Annotated in this window: 11 protein-coding genes; 5 read left to right on the forward strand and 6 right to left on the reverse strand. The window is 71.8% G+C overall.

The window, feature by feature from the left end; genetic code table 11:
* Positions 1-90: 90 nt before the first annotated feature.
* Genes A5713_RS00400 through A5713_RS00410 form a run of 3 tightly spaced genes read left to right on the forward strand, consistent with a single transcriptional unit; the run spans position 91 to position 7,877 of the window.
* Complete coding sequence (locus tag A5713_RS00400) at positions 91-4,575, forward strand: cation-translocating P-type ATPase (RefSeq protein WP_068091326.1); 4,485 nt, start codon at positions 91-93, stop codon at positions 4,573-4,575.
* Between the two features lie 3 nt (positions 4,576-4,578).
* The gene (locus A5713_RS00405; protein ID WP_102418638.1) at positions 4,579-5,199 is read left to right on the forward strand and encodes a DUF5994 family protein; all 621 of its coding nucleotides are present in this window, start codon (positions 4,579-4,581) and stop codon (positions 5,197-5,199) included.
* Between the two features lie 17 nt (positions 5,200-5,216).
* Positions 5,217-7,877: a cation-transporting P-type ATPase gene (locus tag A5713_RS00410; RefSeq protein ID WP_068091331.1), complete on the forward strand. Its 2,661-nt coding sequence runs from the start codon at positions 5,217-5,219 to the stop codon at positions 7,875-7,877.
* On the opposite strand, the gene A5713_RS00415 is transcribed toward A5713_RS00410, so the two are convergent.
* Together A5713_RS00415 and A5713_RS00420 are read right to left on the reverse strand one after the other, a co-directional pair.
* On the reverse strand, positions 7,846-9,384 hold the full coding sequence (locus tag A5713_RS00415; RefSeq protein ID WP_068091333.1) for an FMN-binding glutamate synthase family protein: 1,539 nt from the start codon (positions 9,382-9,384) through the stop codon (positions 7,846-7,848). The genes A5713_RS00410 and A5713_RS00415 overlap by 32 nt on opposite strands.
* Positions 9,381-9,785 (reverse strand): CBS domain-containing protein, encoded by a 405-nt coding sequence (locus tag A5713_RS00420; protein ID WP_067924262.1) that lies wholly within the window; start codon positions 9,783-9,785, stop codon positions 9,381-9,383. Before A5713_RS00420 ends, A5713_RS00415 begins: the two co-directional genes overlap by 4 nt.
* Before the next feature lie 108 nt (positions 9,786-9,893).
* Here A5713_RS00420 and A5713_RS00425 point away from each other — a divergent pair, with 108 nt between their 5' ends.
* Positions 9,894-12,266, forward strand: a complete 2,373-nt coding sequence (locus A5713_RS00425; RefSeq protein ID WP_068091336.1) for a heavy metal translocating P-type ATPase — start codon at positions 9,894-9,896, stop codon at positions 12,264-12,266.
* Here A5713_RS00425 and A5713_RS00430 read toward each other — a convergent pair.
* The 3 genes from A5713_RS00430 to A5713_RS00440 all read right to left on the reverse strand — a co-directional run bounded on the left by A5713_RS00430 (position 12,255) and on the right by A5713_RS00440 (position 15,298).
* Positions 12,255-13,388, reverse strand: a complete 1,134-nt coding sequence (locus A5713_RS00430; RefSeq protein WP_068091348.1) for a PPE family protein — start codon at positions 13,386-13,388, stop codon at positions 12,255-12,257. The genes A5713_RS00425 and A5713_RS00430 overlap by 12 nt on opposite strands.
* Before the next feature lie 128 nt (positions 13,389-13,516).
* Positions 13,517-14,656: a PPE family protein gene (locus tag A5713_RS00435; RefSeq protein ID WP_068091339.1), complete on the reverse strand. Its 1,140-nt coding sequence runs from the start codon at positions 14,654-14,656 to the stop codon at positions 13,517-13,519.
* Between the two features lie 285 nt (positions 14,657-14,941).
* Entirely contained in the window at positions 14,942-15,298 is a 357-nt protein-coding gene (locus A5713_RS00440; RefSeq protein ID WP_067924259.1) for a hypothetical protein, read from the reverse strand.
* A 111-nt stretch (positions 15,299-15,409) separates the two neighbouring features.
* On the opposite strand from A5713_RS00440, the gene A5713_RS00445 reads away from it, so the two are divergent.
* Entirely contained in the window at positions 15,410-15,700 is a 291-nt protein-coding gene (locus A5713_RS00445; protein WP_068091345.1) for a hypothetical protein, read from the forward strand.
* Between the two features lie 216 nt (positions 15,701-15,916).
* Here A5713_RS00445 and A5713_RS28880 read toward each other — a convergent pair.
* Positions 15,917-16,148: hypothetical protein (locus A5713_RS28880; protein ID WP_231980192.1), on the reverse strand; the 232-nt coding region annotated here is incomplete at its 5' end.

Below are 16,148 nucleotides of genomic sequence, written 5' to 3' on the forward strand. Positions count from 1 at the left end.
CCCGCGCACGTTACCGCCCGTTAAGCTGCCGCTGTAACCCTTGCGGAACCGGGGGCACTGTAGACAATCGACCCGAGCCCGGAGAACACGGTGAGCACACGACGCGGCCTGCCCGGCCTGGGCTTGCTGACGGCTCCGTTGCGCGTCGCCGCGGTCGGCACCGAGCTCGCGGCCGGCACCGCCCTGCTGGGCGGGCACGTCGCGGCCAGCGTGGGCAGGTCACTGGTGCACGCCACGCCCGACGTTCCCGCCCTGACCCGCGCGGCGGCGGGCGCGGTCCTCGAGGCGGTGGGTGGCCCCCCGGCCCGGCGCGTCAGCGACAACGGACCCAGGCGGTGGATCGAGGTGCGCGGCCTCGACGGCGAACACGGCCCGGCGATCGCCACCGACGTGTTGGCGGCCGTCCGGGCGATGCCCGGGGTGCAGCAGGCCTACCTCAACCGCACGCTGGCGCGCGTCGTGGTGACCGTGGCCGACGACGGGCCGTCGGCGGCCGCCCTGTGCCGGAGCGTCGCGGCCGCGGAACGACGCGGCGGACGGCGGGCGGGCAGGGCCCTGCCGGCCAGCCTGCCCGGCGACGACGCGCTGCTGATGGGCCGGATGGTGGCGGCCACGGCCGCCTCCGTGGGCCTTGGCCTTTCGCTGACCGGCAGCCTGCTGCGACTGCCCCGGCTCCCCGACTTGGTGGCCGTGCCCCCGACCGTGGCCGACCACCTGCCGCGGCTGCGCCGCGAGCTGGAGCGACGCCTCGGGCCCGAGGGCACCGATGTGTTGTTCGGCATCGTCAACGCCACCTCCGCGGCCCTGACGCTGTCACCCACGGCGGCGGCCGCCGAGGCCGCCACCCGCACCATGCTGGCCGCCGAGGCGTGGAACGGCAGGCTGGCCTGGATCCGGCACGAGCCCGGCTTGGCGGAGCGGCCGGTGGCCGACGACGGGGTCTCGGCCCCCGTCGGCAACCCGCCCCCGCCGGACGGGCCCGCGGAGCGCTACGCCAACCGCGCCGGCCTGGCCGGCATCGGCGCCGCCGCCGCGGTCGGCCTGCTCACCCGCAACCCGGACGCCGCCGGCGCGGCCGCGCTGGCCGCTGTCCCCAAGCCCCTGCGGTCCGTGCGGGAAGCGTTCGGCTGCACGATGAACCGCGGCCTCTCCGGCCGCCACGACGCGCTGGTGCTGCGGCCCCGGGTGTTGCGGACGCTCGACCGGATCGACGCGATCATGGTCGACCCTCGGGCGCTGTACACCGACGAACTGACGGTGAGTCGCGTGCTCGGGGTGGAGAATTCGGACCGCGCCCACGCCTGGGAAGCGGTCCGCGCCGCGCTCGACAACGACGGCCTGCAGCCCGGCTGGCACCAGCTGGCCGACATCGCCGGGGCCGGCAGCGTCGGCGAGGCGCTCATCAGCCCCGTCCGCGACCCGCTCGCGGCGGCGGTGCTCACCGAGGCGCGGCGGTCACAACCGCGCGTCTATTCCCTCGACGACGACGGATTGCGCTCCCTGGCACAGGGTTTCGACCAGTTGTATCCCGCGGCCGAGCCGGGCGGGTCGATCGACCACGCGGTAGCGGCGGCCGTGGCCGAGCTGAAGGCCGCGGGGAACACCGTGGCCCTGCTGACCACGTCGGAGATGCGCGCCGCGCACCGGTCCGACGTGACGATCGGCCTGCTGCGGCCCCGACATTCCCCGCCCTGGGCCGCCGACGTGATCGCGAACGACCTGACGGGGGCCTGGCGCCTGTTGCACGCGTTGCCCGCCGCGCGCGCGGCCACCGACGGGGCAGTCCGGTTGTCCGCGTCGGCGTCGACGCTGGGCGCGTTGATGCTCATTCCCGGTGTGCCCGGGCGCAGTTCGGCCTCGGTCAACGTCGGCATGGTGGCCAGCCTGTGGTTCGGGTACCGGGCGGCCGTCAAGACCCTCCGGGACCCGCTGCCGGAGCCCGAAACCAGCCACGACTGGCACGCCTTGCCGGTCGCCGAGGTGCAGCGGCTGTTGCCCCGCCCCACCGAGGAGGCCCGCGAGGAGGCGGCCGCGTGGTGGCGGCAGGTGCCGCCCCTTCGCGCGCTGCACGACGCGAGCGCGGCGTCGTGGGGGACCATCCACGACTTCGCCGACGAGATGCGCGGCGACCTGGCGGACCCGATCACCCCGCTGCTGGCCACCGGCGCGGCGGCCAGCGCGCTGCTCGGCTCCCTGCTGGACGCGGTGCTGGTGGGCAGCGTGCTGCTGGTCAACGCCGCCTTGTCGGCCGAGCAGCAGCTGCACGCCGAACGCACCCTGAATCGCCTGCTGGCCGTGCAGGATCCGCCGGCGCGACGACGGGTGGGCCCGCTGGACAAACAGCGCCGCGAGAAGGTGCCGACCAAGCGGCTGCGGCTGGGCGACATCATCGAGGTCCACGCCGACGAGGTGGTGCCCGCCGACGCCCGGCTGCTGCACGCCTCGAACGTGGAGGTCGACGAGTCGACGCTGACCGGCGAATCGCTGCCGGTGGCCAAGCAGACCGAACCCACGCCGGGGGCACCGCTGGCCGAACGGACCTGCATGCTCTACGCGGGCACGACGGTCGTCGCGGGTACGGCGGTGGCCGTGGTGACGGCCGTGGGTTCGCGGTCGGAGATGCGCCGGGCGCTGGCGATGGCGCCCAGGAAACTGCAGGAGATCGGCCTGCAGCGACAGTTGCGGCACATCACCCGCCGGGCCCTGCCGTTCAGCGTGGCGAGCGGCGGCCTGGTGGGCCTGCTCAGCGTGGCACGGGGCACCGGGTTGCGCGAGGCGGTGTCCAGCGCGGTCACGCTGATCGTCGCGGCCATCCCGGAGGGGTTGCCGCTGGTCGCGACGCTGGCCCAGCTGGCGGCCGCGCGCCGGCTCACCGGCGAGTCGGTGCTGATCCGCAACCCGCACTCGGTGGAGGCGCTGGCCCGGCTGGACGTGGTGTGCTTCGACAAGACCGGGACCTTGAGCGAGAACCGGCTGAAGGTCAAGGCGGTGCACCCGATGAAGGGGCACACCCCCGGTGCGGTGCTGGATGCGGCGTTGAGCACCAGCTACGCCAGGCACACCCACCGTGTCGACCATGCCACCGACGATGCGATACAGCGGGCCGCCGGCGATCCCGCCCTGCGCGGCGACGGCTCCGAGCCGCAACGCCTAACCCGGGACGCGTTCCTGCCGTTCCAGTCCGGCCGCCCGTTCGCGGCCGCGCTCGTCGGCACCCGGCTGACCATCAAGGGCTCACCCGAGGTGCTCGCGTCGGCGCTGCTGCACGACGACGACCCGTTGACGGAACTGGTCGACGAGATGGCGGCCAAGGGCTTGCGGGTGCTGGCGGTGGCAGAACGCCAACTCAGCGCGGACGAGGCGGCGGCCGCGGCGGCCGATCCCGACCGGCTGGAGGCCCTGTGCTCCTCCGGGCTCACCCCGATCGGGCTGCTCGGGCTGGCCGACACCCCGCGGGCCGCTGCCCCCGGGCTGCTGAAGGAACTCGCCGCGCGCGACATCGGGGTCCGGGTGATCACCGGTGATCACCCGGCGACCGCGGCGGTGATCGCTCAGGAACTGGGCCTCGATGTCACCGCCGACCAGGTGATCACCGGCGGAGACTGGGAGGCGTTGTCCGCCGACGGGCGGGCCGCCGCGGCGGCCTCGCGGGTGGTCTTCGCGCGGATGACGCCGGAGCACAAGATCGACGTGGTACAGACCCTCGAGCGGGCCGGGCTGGTGACCGCCATGGTCGGCGACGGCGTCAACGACGCCGCCGCGATCCGGGCGGCCAGCGTGGGCATCGGCGTGGCGGCGCGGGGCAGCGACGCGGCCCGCACGGCCGCCGACGTGGTGCTGCTCGACGAACGGATCGAGGCGCTGCTCGACGCGCTCGACGAGGGCGAGCAGCTGTGGCGGCGCGTGCAGTCGGCGGTGTCGATGCTGCTGGGCGGCAACCTCGGTGAGGTGTGCTTCGCCCTGTTGACCACCATCCTGACCGGGCGTTCGGTGCTCAACGCCCGCCAGATGCTGTTGGTCAACATGCTGACCGACGCGCTGCCGGCCGCCGCACTGGCGGTCAGCTCCCAGGCGGGCACCGCCGACGTCGACCGCGACGAGGCCGCGATGTGGCGGGCGATCGGGATCCGCGGCGCCGCGACCACCATCGGCGCCACCGCGGGCTGGGCGATGGCCAGGGTGACCGGCCCGCCGCAGCGCGCGGCCACGGTCGCGCTGGTCGCCTTGGTCGGCGCGCAACTCAGCCAGACGCTGGTCGACTCGCGGGCCCCGCTGGTGGTGCTGACCTCGGTGGGCTCGCTGGGCGCGCTCGTGCTGGTGATCAGCACCCCGGGCCTGAGCCAGCTGTTCGGCTGCACGCCGCTGGACCCGTTGGCCTGGGGCCAGGGCCTGTTGGCCGCGGCGACGGCCAGCTCCCTGTCCGCGGTTGCGCCCGACCTGATGTTGCGCGCGTCACACAGCGTGCAGCGGCGCTGGCTCGGCGTCGAGCCGGCGACCGGTCCCGAAAGGGCACAAAGTCCCACCACTTCGGTGCGGCCGGCCCTGTCGGGTTCCGACCGCCCCGCCGACGATTGAGGCGTGCATATGGAAAATCGCTTACAGCTCAAGCCGTACCGGTCCGTGTCGGAGCACATCGACGGTGCCTGGTGGCCACGGACCACGAACCTGGTCGACGAGTTGCCTGGCCTGCTGGCGTCGGTGGCCGAGCGGCTGGGCCCGGTCGTGATGGTGGGCTATCGCCGCAACGGCTGGCAGGAGACGCCGCCGCTGGCCGAGATCGGCGGCCAGACGGTCGAACTGCTGGCGTTCACCAGCGACGAGCCGGCCAGCGTCATCCTGATCGGCGAGGACGGCCACCACCTCACGCTGCACGTCATCCGCCCCGACGCCGGCGAGGAGGTCGCCCGTCAAGCGCTGGAGCAGGCCCGGATGCCCGCCGACGACGCCGTGCCGCAACACAGCCATTCGACGGTGGCGCGATCCGTGGCCGACGTCGCCGACAAGCTGGCCCGCCACGAGGGGCTCGGCGACGAGCAACGGACCGCCCAGATCAAGCGCTGGTCCGAGGAGGCCGCCGAGCAGTTCGTCGACGCCCCCGTCCAGACCTTCGTACCGATCCTCGTCGAGCACATCGTCCGCAACCGGATGCTGGAGTCCCGCAGGGAAGCCGCCTCGCCGCAGCCGGCGAGCCAGCACTGACCGGTTGAGCGCGCCCGGTGGACGCCGCACTGCTCGACCCCGACCCCGCGCTCCTCGACGCCGCCGCCGTCGTCGACCGGCTGCGCACCGATCGCGAAGCGGGGTTGCCCGAGGCAGAGGCCGCCCGCCGGCTCGCCGCGGTGGGCGCCAACGACATCGAGAGCATCCCGCCGCCGCCGGCCTACCGAAGGCTGCTGGCGCAGTTCCGCAGCCCGCTGATCTACCTGCTGCTCGCCGCGTTGGTCGCCTCGCTGGCGGTCTGGGTGGTCGAGGGAGCCGGCGGCTGGCCGGTCGACGCGGTGGTGATCGCGGTCATCCTCGTCCTGAACGCACTCCTGGGGTACGCGCAGGAATCCCGCGCCGAGAAGGCGGTGAGCGCGTTGGCCCGGATGGCCGCGACGTCGGCGACGGTCATCCGGGACGGTGCGCGGCGCACGGTTCCCGCCGGCGACGTGGTGCCCGGCGACGTGTTGCTGCTGGCCGAGGGCGATGCCGTGGCGGCCGACGCCAGGCTGCTCTGGTCCGCCGGGCTGGAGCTGTCCGAGGCCGCGCTGACCGGTCTGAGCGAACCCGTGCTCAAAGATGCCCGGACGCTGCCTGGGCCGGCGGCGCTGGGCGACAGGGCGGACATGGTGTTCAAGGGCACCGCTGTCACCAAGGGCACCGGGCGGGCAGTCGTGACCGCGACGGGGATGGCGACCCAGACCGGTCAGATCGCCGGCCTGGTCCGCACGGTCGACCACGAACCGACACCGTTGCAGCGTGAGGTGGCCCGGGCCAGCCGGCTGCTGGGGATCGCCGTGCTGGTGATCGCGGTGGTAGTGATCGCGACGATCTTCGTGGTCTTCGGCATCCACACCGCCCACGACGTGGTGACGGCGGTGCTCCTGGGCGTCTCGCTGGCCGTGGCGGCCGTGCCGGAGGGCCTGCCCGCCATCATGTCGGTGGTGCTCGCCCTGGGGATGCGGCGGATGGCAGGTCTGAACGCCGTCGTCAAGGAGCTGTCCTCCGCCGAGACCCTGGGCTCGGCGTCGGTGGTGTGCTCGGGCAAGACGGGCACCCTCACGACCGGAGAGATGACCATCGTCCGGGTCGTCACTCCCCTTGGGGAGGTGAGAGTCACCGGCGCCGGGTACCGGCCCGAGGGTCGCCTCGAGCGCGGCGGCGCGCCGCTGGGTGAGGGCGACGACCTGTGGCGGCAGGCCGCCCTGGTGCTCGACGGGGGCGCCGCCGCCAGCGGTGCTACCGCGCTCGACATGCACGACGGCCAGTGGACGATCCGGGGCGATCCCGTCGACGCGGCCTTCCTGGTCGCCCGCAAGAAGCTCGGCGACGGGCCCCGCACGACGCCGACTGACGTGACGACGGGCGAGCCCGGCGAGGTGCTCGGCCGGTGCACGCACCTGCGGGCCGGTGATCGGCTTGCGCCACTCGACGACTCGGCACGGGCCGCGATCCGAAGCGACGCGGAGCGGCTGGCGCTCGACGCCCTGCACACCGTGGCGGTCGCCTGCCGGTCCGACGGGCACCTGGTGTACCTGGGCATGGTGGGGATCACCGATCCACCCCGGCCGGAGGTGGCGGCCGCGATCGCCGAGGCGCGCCGCGCCGGCGTCCGGGTCGTGATGATCACCGGCGACCATCCGCGGGTCGCCGCGCGCATCGCCCGGAAGCTGGGTATCGAAGGCGGCGAGTCGGCCGTGTCCGGTGCAGAACTCGCGACGCTGGATGACGAGCAGCTGCGGGAAACGGTGCGCCAGCACTCGCAGTACACGCAGGTCGATCCGGCGGACAAACAGCGCATCATCGACGCGCTGCACGCCGACCATGAAATCGTGGCCGTCACCGGGGAGGGCATCAACGACGCGCCCGCGCTGAAGTCAGCCGACATCGGCATCGCGATGGGACGCTCCGGCACCGAAGTCGCCAGGGAAGCGGCGAACATGATCCTCGCCGACGACAACTTCGCGACCATCGTCCAGGCCATCCGCGAGGGCCGCGGCATCTTCTCGAACATCAAGAAGTCGCTGCGCTACCTGCTGTCGTCGAACATGGGCGAAATCTTCACGGTTTTCTTCGGGGTCGTGCTGGCCGGGGCGGTCGGCCTGGCGCAGGGCGATACCGTCGCGCTGCCGCTGCTGGCCACGCAGATTCTGTGGATCAACCTGCTGACCGACGGCGCACCGGCGCTGGCGTTGGGCGTCGACCCGCAAACCGAAGAGGTCATGAGCCGGCCGCCCCGCTCGGCCTCGGACCGGGTGATCGACGCGCGGATGTGGAACAACATCATCGTGATCGGCGCGGCGGTGGCGGCGGCCACGCTGCTCACCATCCGCATCTACGCCCCCGGCGGCCCCCTGCCGTCGTCGCTGGACACCGCCCGCACCGCGGGCTTCACCGTGCTGGTGATCGCCCAGCTGATCAACGCCGTCAACGCCCGCTCGGAGACGCGGTCCGCGTTCCACCGGTTCTTCGCCAACCGGTGGTTATGGGCTGCGATCGGGCTGTCGGCGCTGCTGCAGGTCGCCGTCGTTCAGCTACCCGTCCTCAACACGGCCTTCACCACCACGCCGCTCTCGCTGAGTCAGTGGCTGGTCTGCATCGCCGTGGCCAGCACGGTCCTGTGGGTCAGCGAGATCCGCAAATTCATCCTGCGCCGCTGGACATCACGGCCGTGATCGCCTCGGCGTCGGCCGGGCCAGGCAGGCCCCAGTCGGGCTGGTAATCCAGCAACTGATCGACTCGGACGGTCTTCATGTCGACGTCGAGAAGCTCGATGGCCTCCAGCGGCACCAGCGCCGGATGGACGTAGCCGCAGGTGCGGGCCAGCTGCAGCAGTTCGAACCGCAGGGTGGCCAGGTAGTTGGCGCAGCGCACCGATTTCAGGTCCGGGTCGAGGCCGTGCTGCAGCCACGGCGACTGGGTTGCCACGCCCGACGGGCAGCGGCCGGTGTGGCAGCGCTGCGCCTGGATGCAGCCGATCGAGAACATGGCGGTCCGGCCGACATTGACCATGTCGCAGCCGGTGGCCAGGGCCAGCAGCGCGTTCTCCGGGATGCCCAGCTTGGCCGACCCGATGAAGACCACGTCACGGTGCAACCCGTGCTCGGCGAAGGCCCGGTACACCCGCGGCAGAGCCCACTTGAAGGGCAGGGCGACGTGGTCGGTGAAGACCAGCGGGGCCGCGCCGGCACCGCCCTCGCCGCCGTCGACCGTCACGAAGTCGACACCGGTGCCGGTGCGGGCCATCCGCCCCGCCAGGTCGCACCAGAACCGCCCCTCCCCGACCGCCGACTTGATGCCGACCGGCAGGCCCGTCTCGGCGGCGATCGTCTCCACCAGCTCCAGCAGCCCGTCGACGTCATGGAACGCGGAGTGGCCCGCCGGGCTCCGGCAGTCCACCCCGGCCGGCACGCCGCGGATGGCGGCGATCTCGGGGGTGACCTTGGCGCCCGGCAGCACGCCGCCCAGGCCGGGCTTGGCGCCCTGGCTGAGCTTGATCTCGATGGCGCGGATGGACGGCGTGGCCGCCACCCGGTCGACCAGCCGGGGCAGGCTGAACCGGCCCTCTTCGTCGCGGCAGCCGAAGTAGCCGGTGCCGATCTGCCAGACCAGGTCGCCGCCGTGGAGGTGATACGGCGACACCCCACCCTCGCCGGTGGTGTGCAGGGCGCCGGCGATCGCCGCGCCCTTGTTCAGGGCGGTGACGGCCGCGCCGCCGAGGGCACCGAAGCTCATCCCGGAGATGTTGACCAGCGACGACGGGCGAAAGGCCTTGGCGCGGCCGCGCGCGGCGCCGAGCACCTTCGCCGCCGGCAGTGGCACCGCCGGGTCCGGGTGGTCGGGCTCACCGGCCGGCGCCGCGACGGGGAACGCGGCGTGCTTGACGATGGGATAGTTGTGCACCCGCTCCAGGTCGTTGTCGGTGCCGAAGCCGAAGTATCGGTTGGCCAGCTTCGACGACGTGTACACCCAGCGGCGCTGGTCACGGCTGAACGGCCGTTCCGCGTCGTTGTCGGTGACGATGTACTGGCGCAGCTCGGGGCCCACCGCTTCCAGCAGGAACCGCAGGTGTCCGATGACCGGGAAGTTGCGCAGGATGGTGTGGCGGCGCTGCAGCAGGTCCCAGCCCGTCAGCCCGGCCAGGCCGCCGCCGAGAAGCGCGGCCACCGCTCGCGGCCTCAAGAATCGAAGTCCGCGTAGACGCCCAGCAGGTCGCGGGCCGAGACGATGCCGACCAGCGCGCCGTCGCGCTCCACCAGCACGTGGCGGATGTAGCGGTCCATCATCCGGGCGGCGACCTGGTCCACCGAGGCTTCGGCGTCACACCACACCAGTTTGGTGCTGGCCACGTCGGAGACCGGGGCGGTCGCGAGATTCCGCCCGGCCGCCACCGCCCGCACGATGTCGCGCTCGCTCACCAGCGCGGCGGGCCGCGGGTCGTCGCCGACCGCGATCGCACCCACGTCGCAGGTCACCATGGCCCTGGCGGCGTCGGCGATCGTGGCGTCGGCGGGGACGCGGGCGACGGGGTCGCCGGTGATGGTGTGGATTGGCATGGAACCGGCGGAAGGACTTGCAGTCACGTCACCAATGCTGACCGGGACGCGCCGCCACCTGCTAGTGACCTGAGTCCTCAATCCCCGTCCATCCGGCCCTAGCCATCGCCGCGATGTCAGGGAAGGCTGACTGGCATGGACGTCGGGGTACGCGGGCGGCGGATCCTGCCCACCCGGTGGGTCGAGCCGGCCCTGGCCGCGGTGACCGCCGCCGCGCTGGCGGCCGGGGGGATCGCCTGGCTGGCCGGTGCCCGGCGGATCGCCGACGGCTGTTGGATCGCGGGCACGGTGGTGGCGGTAATCCCCGCGGTGGTGTGGGTCATCGCCGCGCTGCGCCGGGGCCGGTTCGGGGTGGACCTGATAGCGGTGTTGTCGCTGGTCGGCACCCTGCTGGTGGGCGAATATCTCGCGGGGGCGCTGATCGCGGTGATGCTCGCCGGCGGGCGGGCCCTGGAGGCCGCGGCCGAACGCCGCGCGTCACACGACCTGCGGGCGCTGCTGGAGCACGCGCCACGGTTCGCCCGCCGCCGCGTCGGCTCGGCAGTGGACGTCATCGCGCTGGATGACGTGGCAATCGACGATCTGCTGCTCGTCGGCCCGGGAGAAGTGGTGCCCGTCGACGGGCGCATTTCCAGTGCGGTCGCGGTGCTGGACGAATCGGTCCTGACCGGCGAACCGCTGCAGGTGGAGCGAACCGCCGGCGAACCCGTGCGCAGCGGGGTGGTCAACGCGGGCAGCGCGTTTGAAATGGAGGCCACGGCCACCGCCGCCGACAGCACCTACGCCCACATCGTCCGCCTGGCCGCGGAGGCCGGCGCGGAGAACGCGCCGGTGGTGCGGCTGGCCGACCGGTACGCGGCATGGTTCCTGCCGTTGACGCTGCTGGTGGCCGGCGTGGCGTGGCTGGCCAGTGGGTCCGCTGTGCGGGCGGTGGCGGTGCTGGTGGTGGCGACCCCGTGCCCGCTGTTGCTCGCGGCACCGGTCGCCATCGTGTCCGGGCTGTCGCGGGCCTCGCGCCGCGGTGTGGTGATCCGCGGTGGCGGCGCTCTGGAAAACCTCGGCCACGCAACCACTTTGGTGATGGACAAGACGGGCACCCTGACCATGGGGTGCCCGGTCGTCATCGACGTGGCCGCCGCCCCCGGGCGCGACGCGATCGAGATCCTGCGGGTGGCGGCGTCGGTGGATCAGATGTCCCCGCATGTCCTGGCCGAGGCGATCGTCACCGCCGCGCGGGCCCGCGGCCTGCAGCTGTCCCTTCCGACCGAGGTCGTCGAGGAACCCGGCCGCGGCGTCACCGCCACCCTGGATGGTCACCGGGTGCACGTCGGCAAACTCTGGCACGACACCGCCAACACCGAATGGGCCCGCGCGGTGGTGAATCGCGCCCTGCTGGACGGCGCCGCCATCGCCTGGGTCTGCGTCGACGGGCGGCCCACGGGCGCGGTGCTGCTGCGCGACCCGCTGCGTCGTCACGCCCCGCGCACCCTGCGGCGGCTGCGCGAGGCGGGGCTGAACCGATTGGTCATGCTCACCGGTGACCGCACCGAGCCTGCCCGCGAGGTCGCGGCCGTGCTGGGCCTGGACGAGGTGTACGCCGAACAAAGCCCGGCGGACAAGGTGGCCGCCGTCCGCGCCGAGAAGGACCGCGCGGTGACCGTGATGGTCGGCGACGGGGTCAACGACGCACCCGCGTTGGCCGCGGCCAGCGTCGGCGTCGCGATGGGTGCCCGCGGCGCCACCGCGTCCTCGGAGGCGGCCAGTATCGTCTTGACCACCGATCGACTGGAGCGGCTCGCCGACGCGATGGACATCGCCCGGTGGTCACGACGCATCGCCGTGCAGAGCGCGGTCGTCGGCATGGCCCTGTCACTGGCCGCGATGGCCGTCGCCGCCGCGGGGTGGCTGCCGCCGGCCGTCGGTGCACTGGTGCAGGAGGGCATCGACGTCGCCGTGATCCTCAACGCGCTGCGCGCCCTGCGCGGCAACCCCGACATCGAGGTCGACCTGCCGGCTACGACCGAACAGCTGCTGCGGCGCTTCGACGCCGAACACGACGAGCTGCGCGACGCCGTGGACCTGTTGCGCGATGCCGCCGACCGGCTCGCCGACGGGGCCGACGAGCCGGCTATGGAGGCCGTGCGCCACGCCCACACCGTGCTCACCGAGCGGATCATCCCGCACGAACGGGCCGAGGAGTCGGAGCTCTATCCGGCGCTGGCCCACCCGCTGGGCACCAGCGAAGCGACCGCACCGATGAGCCGGACCCATGCCGAGATCCAGCGACTCTCCGACCGGATCGGCGCGCACCTGGCGTTGGCCCAGAGCAGCGGAGGGATCGGCCCCGACCAGGTCGACGACCTGCTGGCGTGCCTCTACGGGCTGCACGCCCTGCTGCGCCTGCATTTCCTGCAGGAGGAGGAGAGCTATTTCACCCTGGCCGAGGACGAGCCCGGCCCGTCACGGCCGGAGCGCCGTCAGGCGTTGGGGCCCAAGCTATCCCGCTGACGGCGGTCGCTTCATGACGGTGCCGGGAAGCTCCGCGCCGATCTCGATGTCGTCGTAGTCCCGACCATCGCCGCGACCACCCTTGCCACCCATCGGCGGCCGCATCGGGGCTAACGGGAGGGCGGGCGGCTGCACCGCGCCCGGCGGAAGCGGCGACACCGCCGAGGCCAGCTGCACCGGCGGCTGGACGCCGGGCAGCATCCCCACCGTCGCGGGCGGCATGCTCAGCTTGCCCACCAGGACGGAGACCCCCAGCGCGCCGCGGGGGGCCAGCGCCGACCATCCGGAGCCGAGCGCGTTCACGAGGCTGGCATCCGCCGACGCCAGGGCAGCCCCACCTTCCGCCAGGCCCTGGCCGATGTCGGTGCTCACACCCTGAAGCGCCTGGGCCGCGTTGACCTGCGCGATGTAGCTCAGCAGGTTCACGGGAAGCCCGCCCGCAATGGTCTGGTTGCCCCAGGTGCTGAAATACCAGAACCAACCCTGCTTGGGGTCGAAGGGGGTCACGCCGAGCGTGTCGAGAACGGACCCGGTGGTCGCCGAGCTGGTCAGCGCGTTCGCCGTGGGCGCGACCGTGGCCTGGGTGGTCACCGCCGAGGGATTGGCCACCTGTGGCGGTGGCGAGAACTGAGACAGCTTGACGGCGTTCAGCGACGTCGCGCCGTACCGGTACATCGCGGTGGAGTTGTTCACCCACATGGCGTTGTACTCGGCCTCGGTTTCGGCGATGGCCGGAGCGTTGATGCCGAAGAAGTTGGTGGCCAGCAACAGTGCCAACCGCGCCCGGTTGGCCGCCACGACGGAGGGATGCACCACCGTCCAGTGCGTCAATTCGAATGCGGCCGTGGCGATTTCGACGGATGCGGCGATTTCCTGGCATTGCACCGCGGTGGTGCGCAACCACGTGAGGTAGGGCTCGAACGCCTGGGCCATCGCCAGCGACGACGGGCCGCGCCAGGTCGCCGTCAGCGAAGCCAGCTCCGCGGCATAGCTGCTGGCGGCCGCTTCCAATTCGGCACTGAGCTCCTGCCATGCGCCGGCGGCGTCGATCATCGACCAGGCGCCGGGCCCGGCATGGATCAGCGCCGAAGTGATCTCGGGGGGCAGCAGCCCAAAATCGATCACGGCTCACCCGACCAGACGGGGCGCACGAGTGCCGTCACGCGTGCCCGATACGGGGCTCGCGCCGCCATTGACCTATCCGGCGGCGAAATGCGGCTTCCGGAGTCGTGAGGAACCATCGTCGCCCCTCATCCGCCGCTGGGCGGTCGCTGGATCACCTTCTTCGGGAGTTCCGCCCCGTATTCCAGATCCTCGAACTTCTGCTGTTTGCGCTTGCGCCATCCGCTGCCCGCCGAGTTCGTCGACGGCGCCATCATCGGCATCAGCGGCATTCCGGTCAGCCCGGCGTCGGCCGGCAGGGGCGACACCGACGAGGCCAGCTGCACCGGCGTTTGCGTCGCCGGCAGCAGCCCCACCACCGCGGGCGGAGCGGTCAGCTTGCCCAGCGATACCCCGACCCCCATCGCGGCCGCTGGCGCGCCCCCCGGGGCCGCCGAGATCGCGCCGGCCAGCCTGGTCACCGACGCCGCCAGCGCCCCCTCGCCCTCGGAGAGCCCCAGGCCGATGTCGCTGCCCACGCCCTGCAGCGCCTGGGCCGAGGTGTTCTGAGCCAGGTAGCTGAGCAGGTTGATGGGAAAGCCGGACGAGATGAACTGGTTGCCCCAGGTGCTCCAGTAGTTGAACCAACCGGCGTTGGGATCGAAGGGGGTGACGCCGAGCTGGTCGATGGCGTTGCCCGTGCTCGATGCCGTGCTGAGCAAGGAAGCATTGGACACCGCGGCGTTCTGGTTGACCGCGGCCGTCGGGCTGGTGATGGACAGCGGCGAATTGAATTGGGACAGCTGGCTCGTGGTCTGATTCGTGGCCGCCTGATATTGCGTCATCGCCGCCGAGTTGTTCGCCCACATGGTCTGGTACGCGTTTTCCGTCTGGGCGATCGCGGCCGTGTTCTGCCCGAACGTGTTGGTGGCGAGCAGCTGCGCCAGCCGCGTCCGGTTGGCGGCCACCACTGCGGGCTGCACCACCGCGGACTGAACGTCACTGAAGGCCGCCGCGGCAGACTCCGCCGAGGTGGCCATTTGCTGGGCCTGCTGCGCGGTGGTGCGCAGCCAGATGAGGTAGGGCTGCACGGCCTGCAGCATCGCCATCGAGGATGAGCCGTCCCACGACTCGATCAACGACGACAACACCGAGGCATACACGGCGACCGAGTTCTCCAGCTCGACGCCCAGACTTTGCCACGCGCCCGCGGCCTCGATCAGCGAACCCGCTCCAGGCCCGGAGTGGATAAGCGTCGAGGTGATCTCGGGGGGCGCGAACAAGTCCATCACACCTCACATTGTCTATGCCGAGTACGCGGCCGGAAAATTGCGTTTACCAGGTTGCAAACACGCCGGAAACATTGAGCACTCACCCCCCAGGGTGCCCCCCAGATCCTTCCCCGTCGAGTCCCGGCTGGGACGAACGATATACCCCTGACCTTAGGGTAACCAAAGCATTAAACGACCGGGCCTTTTCCGGCGGCCGATCTGCCTTGGAATGGATTTCGCAGACGGTCACCGTGGCGCCGCGGGCTACCCGATCGCGGGCCGCCTACGCGGGCGCGATGCCCACTACAGGCCGGGCAGGCAGATGGGCGCTCCGTAGCACGGCGGCGGGCCCAGCGGGCGCCGCGGAGCGTCTCCCTCCCAGACGAATTGGCCGACGTTGCCCATGCCCCCGACCGGCACCCAGTACCAGTGGTGGCAGACGCCCATGTCCCAACGGACGTCCGGCATCGGCAACGGTTGCCCCGGGCACCATTCGTGCGGAACCGTGAAGTTGTCCACGGGCAGTGGACGATTGAATTGGGGCGTCATTGTGGGGCCCGCCTGCGCGGTGCCCCCGGACAGCCCCAGGCCTATTGCCGCCACGCCGCCTGACAGCAGCGCGCCGGCGATGAGCTTCCCGACTTTGCGATTGTGCGACATTGGCTCGCGCCTTTCCGATGTGGACTACGCGAATCAGCAGACAGCGAATGGTTCGCTACCGATCCCAAAAGCCGCTATGAAAGCGGTAGCGTCAGGTGTCGGGAGGCAACCATGAAGCGCGGCATCGTCGGAGGATTCGCTGTCCTGCTGATGGCCGCGGGGCCGATCGTCTCGGCGCCGCCGGCCGGCGCCGGCTGCCTGTACGGAGGACCCGTCCTCAGCAAGTGCGACGGACCAGTGCAGCCCGACGGCACCTGGCAGCGTTGCGTGGCAGTCGCCCGGTTGATTCCCAACGGCGCCAGTTCGTACCTCGTGCCCGACGGGCACTGCGATGTGATGGGCCCCGACCATCCCCCTTCGGATTTCACCTTCGTCGACCCACCGACGCACATCGACGGCTGAGCCCGGAACCCTCCCGGGAGCGTGGGGTGCGGGAATCGCTTCAAAATGGTGGTGGTGTCGCGAGGGGTCGGTGTCGGGCGGCTTGGCCTGCCTGTTCGCGGGTCTCGTAGTTGTGTAGGCGTTCGGCGGCGATCGGGTGGCGCGGTCATGAGCGCGGGTGCGGCGCCGTCGGGGCATCATGGCGCTGCGCTCGGCGCTGCACCTCGCCCGCATTGTTCACCGACCGACCAAGTTCGCCTGCGCGCACGTCACGATTTCTTCCGCATCAGTACGGGTCAAGACCAAGGATCGATCACCAACGCTTCGAAACCGACCCAACGTGAGTTCGACTACATCCGATCTGCTCTTGCCGGCTTCCAAGTCGCTTGCAGCCGCGCCACCGAGCATCGCCACGGATTGTTTGAGTGTGTCTGAGGGATCGTCACTGAGATCGCTCCAGCGGCCAGTA

It is taken from the genome of Mycobacterium sp. E2497 (assembly GCF_001668695.1).
Lineage (GTDB): Bacteria > Actinomycetota > Actinomycetes > Mycobacteriales > Mycobacteriaceae > Mycobacterium.